Source organism: Streptomyces sp. BRA346, from assembly GCF_052851135.1.
On record NZ_JAIWIH010000005.1, the window covers coordinates 234,636 to 251,412 of the forward strand.

The 16,777-nt window shown below is 73.8% G+C and carries 12 protein-coding genes; all 12 read left to right on the forward strand.

The annotated features are described in order from the left end of the window. Nucleotides 1–857 precede the first annotated feature (857 nt). The 12 genes from LCH29_RS07935 to LCH29_RS07990 all read left to right on the forward strand — a co-directional run bounded on the left by LCH29_RS07935 (nt 858) and on the right by LCH29_RS07990 (nt 16,777). Nucleotides 858–2,435, forward strand: a complete 1,578-nt coding sequence (locus LCH29_RS07935) for a sugar ABC transporter ATP-binding protein (RefSeq protein ID WP_446460985.1) — start codon at nt 858–860, stop codon at nt 2,433–2,435. Further along, nucleotides 2,432–3,523 (forward strand): ABC transporter permease, encoded by a 1,092-nt coding sequence (locus LCH29_RS07940; RefSeq protein ID WP_446461282.1) that lies wholly within the window; start codon nt 2,432–2,434, stop codon nt 3,521–3,523. The genes LCH29_RS07935 and LCH29_RS07940 overlap by 4 nt, the downstream gene beginning before the upstream one ends. Then, nucleotides 3,520–4,572 (forward strand): substrate-binding domain-containing protein, encoded by a 1,053-nt coding sequence (locus LCH29_RS07945; protein WP_446460986.1) that lies wholly within the window; start codon nt 3,520–3,522, stop codon nt 4,570–4,572. The genes LCH29_RS07940 and LCH29_RS07945 overlap by 4 nt, the downstream gene beginning before the upstream one ends. 44 nt (nt 4,573–4,616) lie before the next feature. Then, nucleotides 4,617–5,828, forward strand: coding sequence for a Gfo/Idh/MocA family protein (locus LCH29_RS07950; RefSeq protein WP_446460987.1), 1,212 nt, complete (start codon nt 4,617–4,619; stop codon nt 5,826–5,828). Nucleotides 5,829–5,841: 13 nt separating this feature from the next. Further along, nucleotides 5,842–6,843: a sugar phosphate isomerase/epimerase family protein gene (locus LCH29_RS07955; protein ID WP_446460988.1), complete on the forward strand. Its 1,002-nt coding sequence runs from the start codon at nt 5,842–5,844 to the stop codon at nt 6,841–6,843. Between the two features lie 868 nt (nt 6,844–7,711). After that, the gene (locus LCH29_RS07960; RefSeq protein ID WP_446460989.1) at nt 7,712–10,150 is read left to right on the forward strand and encodes a PQQ-dependent sugar dehydrogenase; all 2,439 of its coding nucleotides are present in this window, start codon (nt 7,712–7,714) and stop codon (nt 10,148–10,150) included. An 81-nt stretch (nt 10,151–10,231) separates the two neighbouring features. Then, a complete protein-coding gene (locus LCH29_RS07965; RefSeq protein ID WP_446460990.1) occupies nt 10,232–11,599 on the forward strand; it encodes a ThuA domain-containing protein in 1,368 nt (455 codons plus the stop codon). Nucleotides 11,600–11,864: 265 nt separating this feature from the next. Beyond that, nucleotides 11,865–12,953, forward strand: a complete 1,089-nt coding sequence (locus LCH29_RS07970; protein ID WP_446461283.1) for an inositol-3-phosphate synthase — start codon at nt 11,865–11,867, stop codon at nt 12,951–12,953. Further along, on the forward strand, nt 12,950–14,398 hold the full coding sequence (locus LCH29_RS07975; RefSeq protein WP_446460991.1) for an SCO3242 family prenyltransferase: 1,449 nt from the start codon (nt 12,950–12,952) through the stop codon (nt 14,396–14,398). Before LCH29_RS07970 ends, LCH29_RS07975 begins: the two co-directional genes overlap by 4 nt. Beyond that, entirely contained in the window at nt 14,395–15,297 is a 903-nt protein-coding gene (locus tag LCH29_RS07980; protein WP_446460992.1) for a sugar phosphate isomerase/epimerase family protein, read from the forward strand. The genes LCH29_RS07975 and LCH29_RS07980 overlap by 4 nt, the downstream gene beginning before the upstream one ends. Then, nucleotides 15,291–15,890 (forward strand): EboA domain-containing protein, encoded by a 600-nt coding sequence (locus tag LCH29_RS07985; RefSeq protein ID WP_446460993.1) that lies wholly within the window; start codon nt 15,291–15,293, stop codon nt 15,888–15,890. Before LCH29_RS07980 ends, LCH29_RS07985 begins: the two co-directional genes overlap by 7 nt. Next, entirely contained in the window at nt 15,890–16,777 is an 888-nt protein-coding gene (locus LCH29_RS07990; RefSeq protein WP_446460994.1) for a TatD family hydrolase, read from the forward strand. The genes LCH29_RS07985 and LCH29_RS07990 overlap by 1 nt, the downstream gene beginning before the upstream one ends.

The following is a 16,777-nucleotide window of genomic DNA, read 5'->3' on the forward strand; positions in this document are numbered from 1 at the left end:
CCCCGGAACCGGACCGGAACTTGGGCCCGGATCCCGGAACCGGACTCGGACCCCGGAACCGGACCTGGACCCGGACCGGCACTTGGGCCCGGATCCTGGACCCGGACCCCGGAACCCCGGACCCCGGAACCGGGCGCCGGGCCCGGACCCGGACCGGCACTTGGACCTGGACCCGGACCGGCACTCGGGCCCGGACCCCGGCCCCCGGCCCCCGGCCCCCGGTGCTCGGCTCGGACCTGGGCCTGGGCCCGGACTTGGGCCCGGTCCCGGGTCTGGATCCAGACCCGGGCCTGGGTCTCGGCCCGGGCCAGGAAACCCGAAAGCGGGTCCGGGACCGGAGCCTCGGGCCCGAGGCTCCCCCGGAGCCCTGGTCCTGGAGCCGGACGCCTGGGCCCGGACCCGGATGACCGGGGACGTGCCCGGAGCCCCGGAGGTCCCCTGAGCCGGAGCACCGGAGCCTGGCCCCGGCCCAGGGACCCGGTGCCTCGGACCGAGGTACCGAACACCGGGCACCCCGGGGCCCTGGGCCCGGACCCGGTCCCGGACTTGGGTCCGGTCCCGGTCCCGGTCCCGGATCCGGGTGCCCGGCGGGCGACCCGGAGCACCCGGTTCCCCCGGGGCACCTGCCCCGGTGGCCGGGGGCTTTGCACCGGCAGCCCCTCCGGCGTTTGAGGAGCGGGGTCCGGGGCGGAGCCCCGGGGTCGGGGAGGGGCGGGGTGGGGGAGAGCACCACCCGCACCACCCGCACGGCACCAGCAAACGGCACCCCCGCACCGCCACAGCACCCCGCACCCGCCACCGCACCGCGCACACCGCACCCCGCACCGGCCACAGCGACCCGCCCGAGGAGGCTCGCCATGGCACCACCCGAACCGCGTCAGACGAACCCGCCCCCGCTCCTCACCATGTCCGGCATCACCAAGTCCTTCCCCGGCGTACGGGCCCTCGACGGCGTCGATCTCGACGTCCAGGCGGGCGAGGTGCACTGCCTGCTGGGGCAGAACGGCGCGGGTAAGTCCACGCTGATCAAGGTGCTGGCCGGGGCCCATCAACCCGACGGCGGCGAGATCGTCTGGCAGGGCGCGCCGGTCACGCTCAAGTCGCCCGTCGCCGCCATGCGCCTCGGCATCGCCACCATCTACCAGGAACTCGACCTGGTGGAGGGCCTGTCCGTGGCGGAGAACATCTTCCTCGGCCACGAGCCCGCCACCGCGGGCTTCGTACGGTCCCGGGCCGCCCGGGCCACCGCCGCCGAGTTGCTGGCCCGCCTCGGCCACCCCGAGATCGACCCGCGGCGGCTGGTGGGCGAACTCTCCGCCGCCGCACAGCAGATCGTGTCCATGGCCCGCGCCCTCTCGCACGACGTACGGCTGATCGTCATGGACGAGCCGTCGGCCGCGCTCGACCCCGACGAGGTGGACAACCTCTTCCGTATCGTCGGCGACCTCACGACCGGCGGCGTGGCGGTCGTCTACATCTCGCACCGGCTGGAGGAGATCCGCCGTATCGGCGACCGCGTCACCGTGCTGAAGGACGGGCGCGTCGCCGCCCGCGGGCTGCCCGCCCGTACGACGCCCACGCGTGACGTCGTCGCGCTGATGACGGGGCGTGATGTCGAGTACGCGTTCCCCCGCCGGGCCCCACAAGAACCACAAGAACCACAAGAACCGCAAGAAACACGAGAAACACGAGAACCACAGGAACCCGTGCTGCGCCTCCAAGGGCTGGCCAGAACAGGGGAGTTCGAGCCGGTCGACCTCGATCTGGCGCCCGGCGAGATCGTGGGGCTCGCCGGACTCGTCGGCTCCGGCCGGTCCGAGATCCTGGAGACCGTCTACGGTGCCCGCCGCCCCACCGCGGGCCGCGTCCTCGTCGACGGCCGCCCGCTGCGCCCCGGCAGCGTGTCCGCCGCCGTGCGGGCCGGGCTCGGGCTGGCGCCCGAGGAGCGCAAGGCGCAGGCGCTGCTGATGCTGGAGTCCGTCACCCGTAACGTCTCCGTCTCCTCCCTCGCCCGCTTTTCCCGGGCCGGTTGGCTGGACCGCGGCGCCGAGCGGGACGCGGCCCGCCGCAGCGTGCGCGACCTGTCGCTGCACCCGGACGACCCGGAGCGGCCGGTGCGCACGCTGTCCGGCGGCAATCAGCAGAAGGCGGTGCTCGCGCGCTGGCTGCTGCGCGGCTGCCGGGTGCTGCTGCTGGACGAGCCCACCCGCGGGGTGGATGTCGGCGCCCGCGCCGAGCTGTACGCGGTGATCCGCCGCCTCGCCGACGACGGCATGGCGGTGCTGCTGGTCTCCAGCGAACTGCCCGAAGTCCTCGGCCTCGCCGACCGGGTGCTGGTGCTCCGCGAGGGGCGTGTCGTGCATACGGCGCCCGCGGGCGAACTGGACGAGCACCGCGTCCTCGATCTCGTGATGGAAGGGAGCCCGTCGTGCTGAACTCTCCCGGAGGCGCCGACACCGGGTCCGACACCGGGTCCGACACCGGGCCCGACACCGGGTCGGACGCCGTCCCCGGCGCCGCCGCCACGCTCACGAAGGCGGCCGGACCCGGGCCCGCCGCCGGACCACCGGCCAAGGGCGGCGGCCTCAGACGCCTCGCCGACGTCCGTAACCTCTCCCTCCTCGGCGTGCTCGCCGTCCTCGTCGCCGTGGGCGGCATCACCAAGCCCGACGCGTTCCTGAGCACAGACAACCTGCAACTCGTCCTCACCCAGGCGTCCGTCATCGGCGTCGTCACCGTCGGCGTGACGTTCGTCATCACCAGCGGCGGCATCGATCTGTCCGTCGGCGCGATCGTCGCGCTCGCCTCGGTGTGGGCCACCACGCTCGCCACCCAGGACTACGGGTTCGGCGGCATCCTGATGTGCGCCGTGCTCGTGGGGCTCGGCTGCGGCCTGGTCAACGGTGTGCTCATCGCGTACGGCGGCATAGTCCCGTTCATCGTCACCCTCGCCATGCTGGCGTCCGCGCGCGGCCTCGCGCTCCAGATCAGCGACGGCAAGACGCAGGTCGTCACCGTCAAGCCGGTCCTGGACCTCGGGCTCCGCGACTCCTACGTGCTCGGCATCCCGCCGCTGGTGATGATCTTCGCGGCGGTCACGGTCCTGGGCTGGCTGCTGCTGGGCCGTACGACCTTCGGGCGGCGCACCGTCGCCATCGGCGGCAACCCGGAGGCGGCCCGGCTCGCGGGCATCGACGTACGGCGCCAGCGGCTGCTGCTGTACCTGCTGTCCGGGCTGTGCTGCGGCATCGCCGCGTTCATGCTGGTCATCCTCACCGGCTCCGGCCAGAACACCAACGGCAACCTGTACGAACTCGACGCCATCGCCGCCGCCATCATCGGCGGCACCCTGCTCAGCGGCGGCCGCGGCACCATCACCGGCTCCGTCCTCGGCGTCCTCGTCTTCACCACCATCACCAACCTCTTCGCCCTGAACAACCTCGAGACCGATGTCCAGCAGATCGCCAAGGGCGCGATCATCGTCGCCGCCGTCCTGGTACAGAAGGGTCGTTCGACGTCATGAACCACACCCCGGGAAACACCACCAGCCGCAGAAACCTCCTCCTGGGCACCGCCGCGGCGGGCGCGCTGTTCGCGGCCGGCTGCACCAGCAACGAGAACAACGACAGCAAGGACGAGGGCAAGCAGCCCGCCGGCGCCGCCGACAAGAAACGCGGCAAGAAGGTCACCATCGGCTTCGCCGGGCCGCAGGCCGACCACGGCTGGCTCAACGCCATCAACGAGCAGGCCAAGCGCCGCGCCAAGGAGTACCAGGACGTCTCGCTGGTCAGCACGGAGGGCTCCAACGACACCGCCCAGCAGATCGGGCAGATCGAAACCCTCATCAACAAGAAGGTCGACGTCCTGGTCATCCTGCCCGCCGACGGCAAGGCCCTCACCCAGGTCGGGCTGAAGGCCATGGAGTCGGGCATCCCCGTCGTCAACCTCGACCGCGTCTTCGCCTCCCCGCAGGCGTACCGCTGCTGGATCGGCGGCGACAACTACGGCATGGGCCTCAACGCCGGTCGCTACATCGGTGAACAGCTCAAGGGCAAGAAGAACGCCAAGGTGGTGGAGCTGGCCGGGCTGGACAACCTGGAACTGACCCGCCAGCGCACGGCCGGTTTCGACGACGCCCTCAAGAACTACCCCAACATCAAGAAGGTGGGCCGCCAGGCCGCCGAATTCACCGTCGAGTCCGGGCAGTCGAAGATGGCCCAGCTGCTCCAGGCCCACTCCGGCTTCGACGCCCTGTGGAACCACGACGACGACCAGGGCGTCGGCGCCGAACGCGCCATCCAGCAGGCCGGACGCGACGACTTCCTGATGGTCGGCGGCGCTGGCGCCAAGCGCGCCATGGACGCCATCAAGGCCGACAACACCGTCCTCAAGGCCACCGTCCTGTACCCGCCGACGATGGCCGCCTCCGCCATCGACCTGGCCCGCGCGCTCGGCCAGGGCAACGGCGTCGGGGGCCTGGCCGAACTGGAGATTCCCGCGTCCCTGACCCTCTACTCGGCCGTCGTGACCAAGGACAACGTGGACGAGTACCTCCCTACCGGGTTCAGCTAGGCCCCATCTCCCCCTCGCATCCGCCGCGATCTGAGAGGAGCCTCATGGAAAACCCCGAAGCGCAAGGCGCCGAAGCGCGACAGGCCGGAACACATGGCCTCGGCGTCGGCATGGTCGGCTACGCCTTCATGGGTGCCGCCCACTCCCAGGGCTGGCGCACCGCGGCCCGCGTCTTCGACCTGCCCCTCCGCCCCGCCATGGCCGCCATCTGCGGCCGCGACCCGGACGCCGTCCGGGCCGCCGCGGACAAACACGGCTGGGCGGCCGCCGAGACCGACTGGCGCGATCTGATCGCCCGGGACGATGTGCACCTGGTCGACGTCTGCACCCCCGGCGACAGCCACGCCGAGATCGCGATCGCCGCGCTGGAGGCCGGTAAGCATGTGCTGTGCGAGAAGCCCCTCGCCAACTCGGTCGCCGAAGCGGAAGCCATGGTGGCCGCCGCCCGCCGCGCCCGGGCGCGCGGACAGCGGGCGATGGTGGGCTTCAACTACCGCCGTACGCCCGCGATCGCGCAGGCCCGCCGCATGGTGGCCGACGGCCGGATCGGCGTCCTGCGCCACGTACGGGTCACCTACCTCCAGGACTGGATCGTGGATCCGGAATTCCCCCTGGTGTGGCGGCTGCGCCGGGAACTGGCGGGCTCCGGCGCGCTCGGCGACCTCGGGGCGCACATCGTGGACCTCGCGCAGTACCTGGCGGGGGAGCGGCTGGTCGGCGTCTCGGCGCTCACCGAGACCTTCGTACGGGACCGTCCGCTTCCGGGCGCCGCGGGCGCCACGGGCTCCGGTGGCGCGGCGGCGCGCGGCGCGGTCACGGTCGACGACGCCGCCCTGTTCACCGGTCGGCTCGCCTCCGGCGCGCTGGCCTCCTTCGAGGCCAGCCGCTTCGCCGCCGGACGCAAGAACTCGCTGCGCATCGAGCTCAACGGCGACCACGGCTCGCTCGCCTTCGACCTCGAACGGCTCAACGAGCTGTCGTTCCACGACCACACCGCCCCCGCCGCCGACTCCGGCTTCCGCCGCATCCTCGTCACCGAACCCGACCACCCCTACCTGGAGGCCTGGTGGCCCCCGGGCCACGGGCTCGGCTACGACCACACCTTCGTCCACCAGGCGCGCGACATGGTGGCGGCCATCGCCGCCGGAACGGACCCCGAACCGTCCTTCGAGGACGGGCTCCAAGTGCAGCGGGTGCTGGCCGCGGTCGAGGACAGCGCCGAGAAGAACTGCGTCTACACACCCGTGCCCGCCTGAGGAGGAGGCCCCCATGCCCAGACCCTTCACCCTCTTCACCGGCCAGTGGGCGGACCTGCCCTTGGAGGAGGTCTGCCGCCACGCCCGCGACTTCGGCTACGACGGCCTCGAACTCGCCTGCTGGGGCGACCACTTCGAGGTCGATCGCGCGCTCGGCGAGCCCGGCTACCTCGACGGGCGCCGCCGGCTCCTCGACAAGTACGGCCTCCAGTGCTGGGCCGTCTCCAACCACCTGGTCGGCCAGGCCGTCTGCGACCACCCCATCGACGAACGCCACCAGGCCATCCTCCCCGCCCGCATCTGGGGCGACGGCGACGCGGAAGGCGTACGGCAGCGGGCCGCCGCCGAAATGGCCGACACGGCCCGCGCCGCGGCCGCCTTCGGCGTACGCACCGTCATCGGCTTCACCGGCTCGTCCATCTGGCACCTGGTCGCCATGTTCCCGCCGGTGCCGCCGGGCATGATCGACCGCGGCTACGAGGACTTCGCCACGCGCTGGAACCCCATCCTCGACGTCTTCGACGCCGAGGGCGTGCGCTTCGCCCACGAGGTCCATCCGAGCGAGATCGCGTACGACTACTGGACGACCCACCGCGCCCTCGAAGCCGTCGGCCACCGCCCCGCCTTCGGCCTCAACTTCGACCCCAGCCACTTCGTCTGGCAGGACCTCGACCCGGTCGGCTTCCTGTGGGACTTCCGCGACCGGATCTACCACGTCGACTGCAAGGAGGCCCGCCGCCGCCTCGACGGCCGCAACGGCCGCCTGGGCTCCCACCTCCCCTGGGGCGACCCCCGCCGCGGCTGGGACTTCGTCTCCGCGGGCCACGGCGACGTGCCCTGGGAGGACGTCTTCCGCATGCTGCGCTCCATCGCGTACGACGGCCCGATCTCGGTGGAGTGGGAGGACGCGGGCATGGACCGCCTGACGGGTGCCCCTGAGGCCCTGCACCACCTGAAGTCCTACGACTTCGACCCCCCGACGTCCTCCTTCGACGCCGCCTTCGGCACCGACTGAGGCCCCCGACCGGGCCGCCTCTTCCCCCACCCCGCCCCTTCCCGAAACCGGGGGCAAGCCCCCAGCCCCCCCGTCGCGGACGCGGACGGTACGCGCGAGGGCGCGCACACCGGCCCCCGCCCGGGCCGCAGTCCGTGCCGGTCCAGCAGAGGCGGCGCCGGGCGCGGGCCCGGCCCAGGGCCCCACCGGGAAGGGGCCGGGGGAGCCGCACCGCACCCGCTCCCGCCGGGTCCGAGCCCCGGTTCGGCGGAGCTGACCGCCAGGCTTCGGGCCCACGCCGGGGTCCGGGTGCCGGGTTACTTACCCCGGTCGGGGCCGAGGCCTGTCCCGGGGGCGGGCACGGGCTCGGCAGGGCGGTTGCCGGATCGCGGGTCCATGCCGGAGTCGGGGTACCGGGCCGCCTGGCCGGGCCGGGAACTGGGGGCCTGCCCCCGGCCCGGCGGGGGTGGTTGCCGGGCTTCGGCACATGCCGGGGCCGGGCGCCGGGCCGCCCGTCTCGGGCCGGGGGCTGGGGGCTTGCCCCCGGTTTCGGGAAGGGCGGGGTGGGGAAATGACGCCGGGCCCGTTGCACCGCACCGCCGGGGCGGGGGCTGGGGGCCTGCCCCCAGTTCGGGAAGGGGCGGGGTGGGGGAAACCGCACCCGCGCCCAACCCCACCGGCTTTGTCCTCCCCGCGGACCAAGCCAACCCACCTCGTGTCAAAGGGGTTTCCGAACCGGACAAACCACGCTACCGTCCTTGAGATGTACCGGTCACATGGGCCCCTCACCCAGAACCGGTCACCGAACGGCGCGACGGCGCGCGCCTGTGCCAGGTCGGGCGGCCAACGGCCCCCGTCCGTACACCCCCTCTTTTCCCGGAGGATCAGCGTGCACAGGAAACGGCATGGACTGCGCGGCTCCCTCGCGCTCGTCACGAGCTCCCTGCTCGTGGGCGCGGGGCTCGCGTTCACCGCATCCCCACCGGCGGGAGCGGACCAGGCGGAGGAGAAGTTCCAGCAGGTCACGCTCGCCAAGGGCGCGGCCGAGACCGGTGAGCCCATGTCGCTCGCCGTCCTCCCCGACCGCTCGGTGCTGCACACGTCCCGCGACGGCACCCTCCGCCTCACCGACGCGGGCGGCGACACCAAGGTGTCCGGCAAGCTCCCGGTCTACTCGCACGACGAGGAGGGGCTCCAGGGCGTCGGCATCGACCCCGGGTTCGCGGAGAACCGCGCCATCTACCTCTACTACGCACCCCCGATGGACACCCCCGCGGGCGACGCCCCCAACGAGGGCACGGCGGCCGACTTCGCGAAGTTCGACGGCGTCAACCGCCTGTCCCGCTTCACCCTCAACACCGACGGCACCCTCAACACCGCCAGCGAGAAGAAGATCCTCGACGTCCCCGCCTCCCGCGGCACCTGCTGCCACGTCGGCGGCGACATCGACTTCGACGCCGACGGCAACCTCTACCTCTCGACCGGCGACGACACCAACCCGTTCGCCTCCGACGGCTTCACCCCCATCGACGAGCGGCCGAACCGCAACCCCGCCTACGACGCCCGCCGCTCCGCGGGCAACACCAACGACCTGCGCGGCAAGATCCTCCGTATCAAGGTGGCCGCGGACGGCTCGTACACCGTCCCGGACGGCAATCTCTTCGCGCCCGGCACCGAGAAGACCCGCCCCGAGATCTACGCGATGGGCTTCCGCAATCCGTTCCGGATGAACATCGACAAGCCGACCGGCACGATCTACGTCGGCGACTACGGGCCGGACGCGGGCGCCGCCGACCCGAACCGCGGCCCGGCGGGCATGGTCGAGTTCGCGCGCGTCACCAAGCCCGGCAACTTCGGCTGGCCGTACTGCGTCGGCGACAACAAGCCGTACCGGGACTACGACTTCGCCACCGGCACCTCCGGCCCCGCCTTCGACTGCGCCGCGCCGAAGAACACCTCGCCGCACAACACCGGGCTGAGCGAGCTGCCGCCCGCCCAGCCCGCCTGGATCCCGTACGACGACAACTCCGTCCCCGAGTTCGGCACCGGCTCCGAGTCGCCGATGGGCGGCCCGGTCTACCGTTACGACGCCTCGCTCGACTCGCCGGTCAAGTTCCCGGAAAGCTACGACGGGGACTTCTTCGCCACCGAGTTCGGCCGCCAGTGGATCAAGCGCATCGAGCAGGGCGCCGACGGCACCGTGGAGAAGATCAACGACTTCCCGTGGACCGGCACCCAGGTGATGGACTCCGCCTTCGGCCCGGACGGCGCGCTGTACGTCCTCGACTATGGGCTGAACTGGTTCGGCGGCGACGAACACTCCGCCCTCTACCGCATCGAGAACGCCACCGACGGCTACTCGCCGGTCGCCGAGGCCGCCGCCGACCGCACGTCCGGCAAGGCGCCCCTGAAGGTCGCGTTCAGCTCGGCGGGCACCGCCGACGCCGACGGCGACACACTCACGTATCGCTGGAACTTCGGCGACGGCCACACCGCCACCGCCCCGAACCCCACCCACCGGTACACCAAGAACGGCACCTACACCGCCACCGTCACCGCCACGGACCCCACCGGCCGCAGCGGCAGCGCCAGCGTGCACCTCACGGTCGGCAACACCGCCCCCAAGGTGACGCTGCAACTCCCCGGCGACGGCCAGCTGTTCACCTTCGGTGACGAGGTGCCGTTCAAGGTGAAGGTGACCGACCCCGAGGACGGGACCATCGACTGCGCCAAGGTCAAGGTCACCCACGTCCTCGGCCACGACAGCCACGGCCACCCCGTCACCTCGGCCACCGGCTGCTCCGGAACGCTTCTGACCAGCGCCGACAGCGAACACGACCCCAACGCCAACATCTTCGGGGTCTTCGACGCCGAGTACACCGACAACGGCGGGGGCGGCCAGCCGTCGCTGACCACCCACGACCAGAACGTCGTCCAGCCCCGCCACCGCCAGGCCGAGCACTACGACGACTCCCAGGGCGTCTCCCTCATCAGCCACGCCCCGGCCAACGGCGGCAAGACGGTCGGCGACATCGACAACGGCGACTGGATCGCGTTCACCCCGTACCTCCTCGGCAACGCCAAGGACCTCACCGCACGCGTCTCCTCCGCGGGCGCGGGCGGCACCCTCGAAGTGCGCGCCGGCTCCCCGACCGGGCAGCTGCTGGGCCGGGCCACCGTGCCGGTGACCGGCGACTGGGAGACGTTCCAGGACGTCAAGACGGCGCTGCGCAAGCCCCCGGCCCGTACCACCACGCTCTACCTCGTCTTCAAGGGCGGGGCGGGAGCGCTGTACGACGTGGACGACTTCACCATCGGCACCGGCTGACCGCCCGCCCGCAGCCCGGGGCGGCGGCGCGCCCGTCCGCCCCGGGCCCGGGTCCGCACCCGGAGGAAGGAGTACCCGGCCATGCCCCCGCACCCCCGCCGCTCCAGACCCCGCCTCGCCCTCCTACGCGCATCCGCCGTGGCCGCGCTGCTGCTCGCCGCCACGGCCCTGCCCCCGGAGGCGGCCTCCGCCGCGCCTGCGCCCCGGGGTGACCGCGTCCTCGTCTTCTCCAAGACGGCCGCCTTCCGCCACGACGCGATCCCCGACGGCATCGCCGCCATCCGCGAACTCGGCGACCGGCACGGCTTCGCCGTCGACGCCACCGAGGACGCCGCCGCCTTCACCCGCGCCAACCTCGCCCGCTACGACGCCGTCGTCTTCCTCTCCACCACCGGCGACGTCCTCGACGCCGCGCAGCAGTCCGCCTTCGAGCGCTACATCCGGGCGGGCGGCGGATTCGCCGGGGTGCACGCGGCCGCCGACACCGAGTACGACTGGCCGTTCTACGGCGGCCTCGTCGGCGCGTACTTCCGGACCCACCCCGCCATCCAGCAGGCCACCCTCGCCGTCGAGGACCGCGCCCACCCGGCCACCGCGCACCTGGGCGCGGAGTGGCAGCGCACCGACGAGTGGTACGACTACCGCAGCAACCCGCGCGACGGAGTCCGCGTCCTCGCCACCCTCGACGAAACCTCCTACGACGGCGGCGGGATGGGGGAGGACCACCCCATCGCCTGGTGCCAGGACTACCGCGGCGGCCGCGCCTTCTACACCGGCCTCGGCCACACCAAGGAGTCCTACGCCGACCCCGCCTTCCGGCAGCACCTGCTCGGCGGCATCCGCTACGCCACCGGGGCTCTTCAGGCGGACTGCCGCCCGGAGCGCGGCTACCGGCCCCTCTTCGACGGCGCGTCGGTGGCGGGCTGGAAACAGGCCGGACCGGGCGGCTTCACCCTCGACCCGGCCACCGGCACCCTCGCCTCGGCGGGCGGCATGGGCCTGCTCTGGTACGAGGCGCGGGAAATGCGGTCGTACTCCCTGAAGCTGGACTGGCGGATGGCCGGGGCCGCGGGGGACGACAACTCGGGCGTCTTCGTCGGCTTCCCCGCCTCCGACGACCCCTGGTCCGCGGTCGACCGCGGCTACGAGATCCAGATCGACGCGACGGACACCCCCGATCGCACCACCGGCGCGGTGTACGGCTTCCAGTCCGCCGACCTGGCGAAGCGGGACGCGGCGCTGAACCCGCCGGGGGACTGGAACACGTACGAGATCCGGGTGCGCGGCGAACGGCTCCAGGTCTGGCTCAACGGCGTACGGATCAACGACTTCACCAACCACGATCCGGCCCGCAGCCTGCGCCGCGGCCACGTCGGCATCCAGAACCACGGGGACGGCGACGAGGTCGCCTTCCGCAACATCCGCGTCAAGGAACTCCCGCCGTCCTGACGAACCCGACCGGCCCTGATCGGCCGCCCAACGGCCCGAGGGGAGCCGTAGGGCGGCATCAGGCGGCGGGGAGGAGTACGCCGCCTCCTCCCCGCCGCCGCGCGGGCCCACGGCCCGCACCACACTGCGACACCGCCACGCCACCGCGTACCCGCGTATCCGCGCAACCGTCACACCCGGGAGGCAGCCCGTGACCACCGGCCCCGACACCCCGAACCCCCGCCAACACCCCACCGGCACCCCGGGCGGTGGTCTCCGCACCGGCATGTGGCTCATCGGCGCGCGCGGTTCGGTCGCCACCACCGCCGTCGTCGGGTGCGCCGCCGTCGCGGCTGGGCTTCAGCCCCCGACCGGGATGGTGACCGAGACCGCGCCGTTCGCGGACAGCGGTCTGCCCGCGCTCGGCGATCTGGTCTTCGGCGGCCACGACACCGCCACCACCCCGCTCCCCAAGCGCGCCGAGGCGCTGGCCGCCGAGGGGGTGCTGCCGTACGGGCTCCCCGACGCCGTACGCGCCGAACTGACCGCCGCCGACGACGCGATCCGCCCCGGCGGCCCGCAGCCCGGGGACACCCGCGGCGACGAGGCGCTGATCGACGCCTTCGCCCGCGACCTCGACGCGTTCCGCCGCAACCACGACCTCGCCCGCGTGGTCGTCGTCAACGTCGCCTCCACCGAACCCGTCCCCACCGACGGTGACCGGCTGCCGCCCAGCTCCCTCTACGCCTCGGCCGCGCTCCGCGCCGGGTGCCCGTACGTCAACTTCACCCCGTCCACCGGGCTGCACCACCCCCGGCTGCGCGCCGAGGCGGCCCGCTCCGGGCTGCCGTACGCCGGGCGCGACGGCAAGACGGGGCAGACGCTGCTGCGGTCCGTGCTCGCGCCGATGTTCGCGCAGCGCGCCCTGCCCGTACGGGCGTGGTCCGGCACCAACCTGCTGGGCGGCGGCGACGGCGCCGCGCTCGCCGACCCCGCCGCCGCGGCCGCGAAGAACGCGGGCAAGGCGCGGGTCCTCGCCGATACCCTCGGCGAACTCCCGGACGGCGACCTGCACATCGACAACGTGCCCGCGCTCGGCGACTGGAAGACGGCGTGGGACCACGTCGCGTTCGAGGGCTTCCTCGGCTCCCGCATGGTCCTCCAGACCATCTGGCAGGGCTGCGACTCGGCCCTCGCCGCACCCCTCGTCCTGGACCTGGCCCGCCTCACGGCCCGCGCCCACGAGGCGGGGCTCACCGGGCCACTCACCGAACTCGGCTTCTACTTCAAGGACCCCGACGGCGGCCCGTCCGGCCTCGCCGACCAGTACACGGCCCTCACCGGTTTCGCCGCCCGGCTGCGGGAGCGGTCGTGACGACGGTGCGCGCCTGGGCGGAACTGCTCAGGGTCTCCGCCCTGTTCACGGTCCCCGGCGACGCCCTCGCGGGCGCGGCGGCCACCCGGACCGCCCCGAACCGCGGCACCGCGCTCGCCGTGGGCGCGTCGCTGTGCCTGTACGAGGCGGGCATGGCGCTCAACGACTGGGCGGACCGCGACCTCGACGCCGTCGAACGCCCCGGCCGCCCCCTGCCGTCGGGCCGGATCGCCCCGGCCGCCGCCCTGACCGCCGCGACCGGCCTGACGGGGGCGGGGCTGGTGTGCGCGGCGCTGGCGGGCCGCCGGGCGCTCGCCACGGCCGCGGCCCTGGCGGGCACGGTGTGGGCGTACGACCTGGGGCTGAAGAACACCCCGGCGGGCCCGTACGCGATGGCCACGGCCCGTTCGCTGGACCTGCTCCTGGGCGCCACGGCCACGTACGCCCCCGCCGCCCACCAGGCCGTCGCCCCGGCCGCCCTGCTGGGCGCGCACACGCTCGCCGTGACCGGCGTCTCCCGCCACGAGACGACCGGCGGCTCGTCGAAGGCCCCCCTGGCGGCCCTGGCCACGTCCGCGGCGATCGCCTGGGCGGCCACGAGAGTCCCCGCCCCTGCGACAAGGCGCGGCCACCCGCCAACCACCACAACCGTCCAGGCCACGGCCCCGGGCAGCCCGGTCACCCGCCCACGGGCGGCCGACGGTCCCACGGCCACGTCCGTGTTCCGGGGGCGTGGTGTTGCGCCCGACAGCCGCGCCGGGTCGGCCGCGGCAGCCCACTCGCGGCCGGGCCGGACCCGGGCGCTTGCCCATCGCGGCGCCGCCGCCATGGCCAGCAGCCTCCCGTCGGCACCGCCCGTGGCAGTGGACCGTGCCGCCGCGCCGGGCAGCGCCGTCGCGGCCCTCGGCCCGCGGCTGCCGGGCGTCGAGCCCCCGGCCGACAGCCGCGCCGGGTCGGCCGCGGCAGCCCACTCGCGGCCGACCTGGACCCGGGCGCTTGCCCGGCGAACTGCCGCGCCCGTAGCCAGCCGCTCCCCGGCATCCCGTGGCAGCCTGCCCGCGACCCGTCCGGCCTTGCGGGGTCCGGCCTCGGCGGTGGCCCGTGCCGCCGCATCGGACCGCTCCCCGGCCAACGGCCCACGGCCGACGGGGGCAGGTCGCACGGGGCCGCGGCGCGCCACGCCCCCCACCCCGCCATCCACCCGCTCCCTCGCCGCCGCCGCGCTCGCCGCCACGTACCTCGCCACCGCCGCGCGCCCCCTCGCGCACGCCGCGCTCAACCCGTCCCCCCACCTCCTCCAGCGCGCCGTCGGCGGTGGCATCCGGGCCATGATTCCGCTTCAGGCGGCGCTTGCCTCGCGGGCCGGGGCGGGGCGGGCGGGAGCGGGGTTGCTCCTGCTGATGCCCGTCGCGCGGCGACTGTCCAGAAAGGTCAGCCCGACATGACGACCCCGACCCCGAACCCGACACCGGCCGCCACCGACCTCCGCTTCGCCTACGGCACCAACGGACTGACCGACCTCCGGCTCGACGATGCCCTCGCCCTGCTCGCCGACCTCGGCTACGACGGGGTGTCGCTGACGCTCGACCACATGCACCTCGACCCGCTCGCCCCGGATCTGGACGCCCGCACCCGCCGGGTCGGGCAGCGACTGGCCCGGCTCGGGCTGACCGTGGCCATCGAGACCGGGGCCCGCTACGTGCTCGACCCGGGCCGCAAGCACCACCCCACGCTGCTCGATCCCGACCCCGGGGCCCGCGCCGCCCGGGTGGATCTGCTGGTGCGCGCCGTACGGGTGGCCGCGGAGCTGGGGGCGCACGCCGTGCACTGCTTCAGCGGGGTGCGACCGCCGGGGACGGCGGAGGACACCGCGTGGCGGCGGTTGCGCGATGCTCTCCAACCGGTGCTGGAGGCCGCCACGTCCGCCGGCGTTCCGCTGGCCGTCGAGCCCGAGCCGGGGCATCTGCTGGCGGATCTCGCCGGGTTTCACCGGCTCCGCCGGGAACTGGGCGATCCGCCCGCGCTCGGACTGACACTCGACATCGGCCACTGCCAGTGCCTGGAACCGGCCGCGCCCGCCGACTGCGTACGCGCCGCCGCGCCATGGATCCGCCATGTGCAGATCGAGGACATGCGGCGCGGAGTGCACGAGCACCTGCCGTTCGGGGAAGGCGAGATGGACGTCCCGCCGGTGCTGGAGGCGCTGCGCGCCATGGACTACCGGGGCCTGGTCGGCGTGGAGCTGCCCCGCCACTCGCACGCCGGGCCCGCACTGGCCCGCTCCTCCCTCGCGTACCTCAAGGCGGCGGAACGCACGGCCGCGAGGGGAGGCGTCGCGTGCTGATCGCTGACCTGCGCACGGCCGTACGCGAGCGCCTGGATCCCGACGCCGCCGCCTGGCTGGAACGCGCCCTCGCCGAGGCGGCGACCACTCCCCGCTGGGAGGCGGACTTCGCCGCCGCGGCCCGCCACTGCCGCCGCGGCCAGAACAGCGAACTCGCCGATGCCACCCGCATCCTGCTCCTCCACGCGGCCCGCCCCGACATCCCCACGCTCACCCGCCTCTACACGCACGGCACGGCCGCCGAACGCCGGGCCGTCCTCCTCGCACTGGCCCATGTCGAAGACATCGGCCCGGACGCCCTCCCCCTGGTCGAGGACGCGCTGCGCACCAACGACACCCGCCTGGTGGCCGCCGCGGTCGGCCCGTACGCGGCGCGCCACCTCGACGCGCACGGCTGGCGGCAGGCCGTACTGAAGTGCCTGTTCACCGGGGTGCCCCTGGACGCCGTGGCCGAGTGGCCCGCCCGCGCCCGGGGCGACGCCGAGCTGGCCCGCATGCTGACCGACTACGCGCGCGAACGCACCGCCGCCGGGCGGGACGTGCCCGCGGATCTGACCCGCGTCCTGGCCCACACCACCCCCGAGGAGCCCTGATGCGCATCTTCGACCCGCACATCCACATGACCTCCCGCACCACGGACGACTACGAGGCCATGTACGCCGCGGGCGTGCGCGCCCTCGTCGAGCCGTCGTTCTGGCTCGGCCAGCCCCGCACCTCGCCCGCCAGCTTCTACGACTACTTCGACGCCCTCCTCGGCTGGGAACCCTTCCGCGCCGCGCAGCACGGCATCGCCCACCACTGCACCCTCGCCCTCAACCCCAAGGAGGCCAACGACCCCCGCTGCCTCCCCGTCCTGGACGAGCTGCCGCGCTATCTCGTGAAGGACGGCGTGGTCGCCGTCGGCGAGATCGGCTATGACGCGATGACCCCCGCCGAGGACACCGCGCTCGCCGCGCAGCTCCAGCTCGCCGCCGACCACGGGCTGCCCGCCCTCGTGCACACCCCGCACCGCGACAAGGCCGCGGGCCTGGCCCGCACGCTCGACGTCGTCCACGAATCCGCCCTCCCCACCGACCGCGTCCTGCTCGACCACCTCAACGAGACCACCGTAAGGGCGGCCACCGACAGCGGCTGCTGGCTCGGTTTCTCGATCTACCCGGACACCAAGATGGACCCGGACCGCATGGTGCGCGTCCTGCGCGAATACGCCAGCGAAAAAACCCGCATCCTGGTGAACTCCGCGGCCGACTGGGGCCGCAGCGATCCGCTGAAGACCCGCGCGGTGGGGGAGGCGATGCTGGCGGCGGGCTTCACCGACGACGACGTCGACCAGGTGCTGTGGCGCAACCCGGTGGCGTTCTACGGGCTCAGCGGGCGGCTGGACCTCGACGTCGAGGACACCACACCCCACGCCACCCACGAGGGGAACTCCATCCTCCGCGGCGCCCCGGTGACCACCGCCACCACCGAAGGCCGGTGA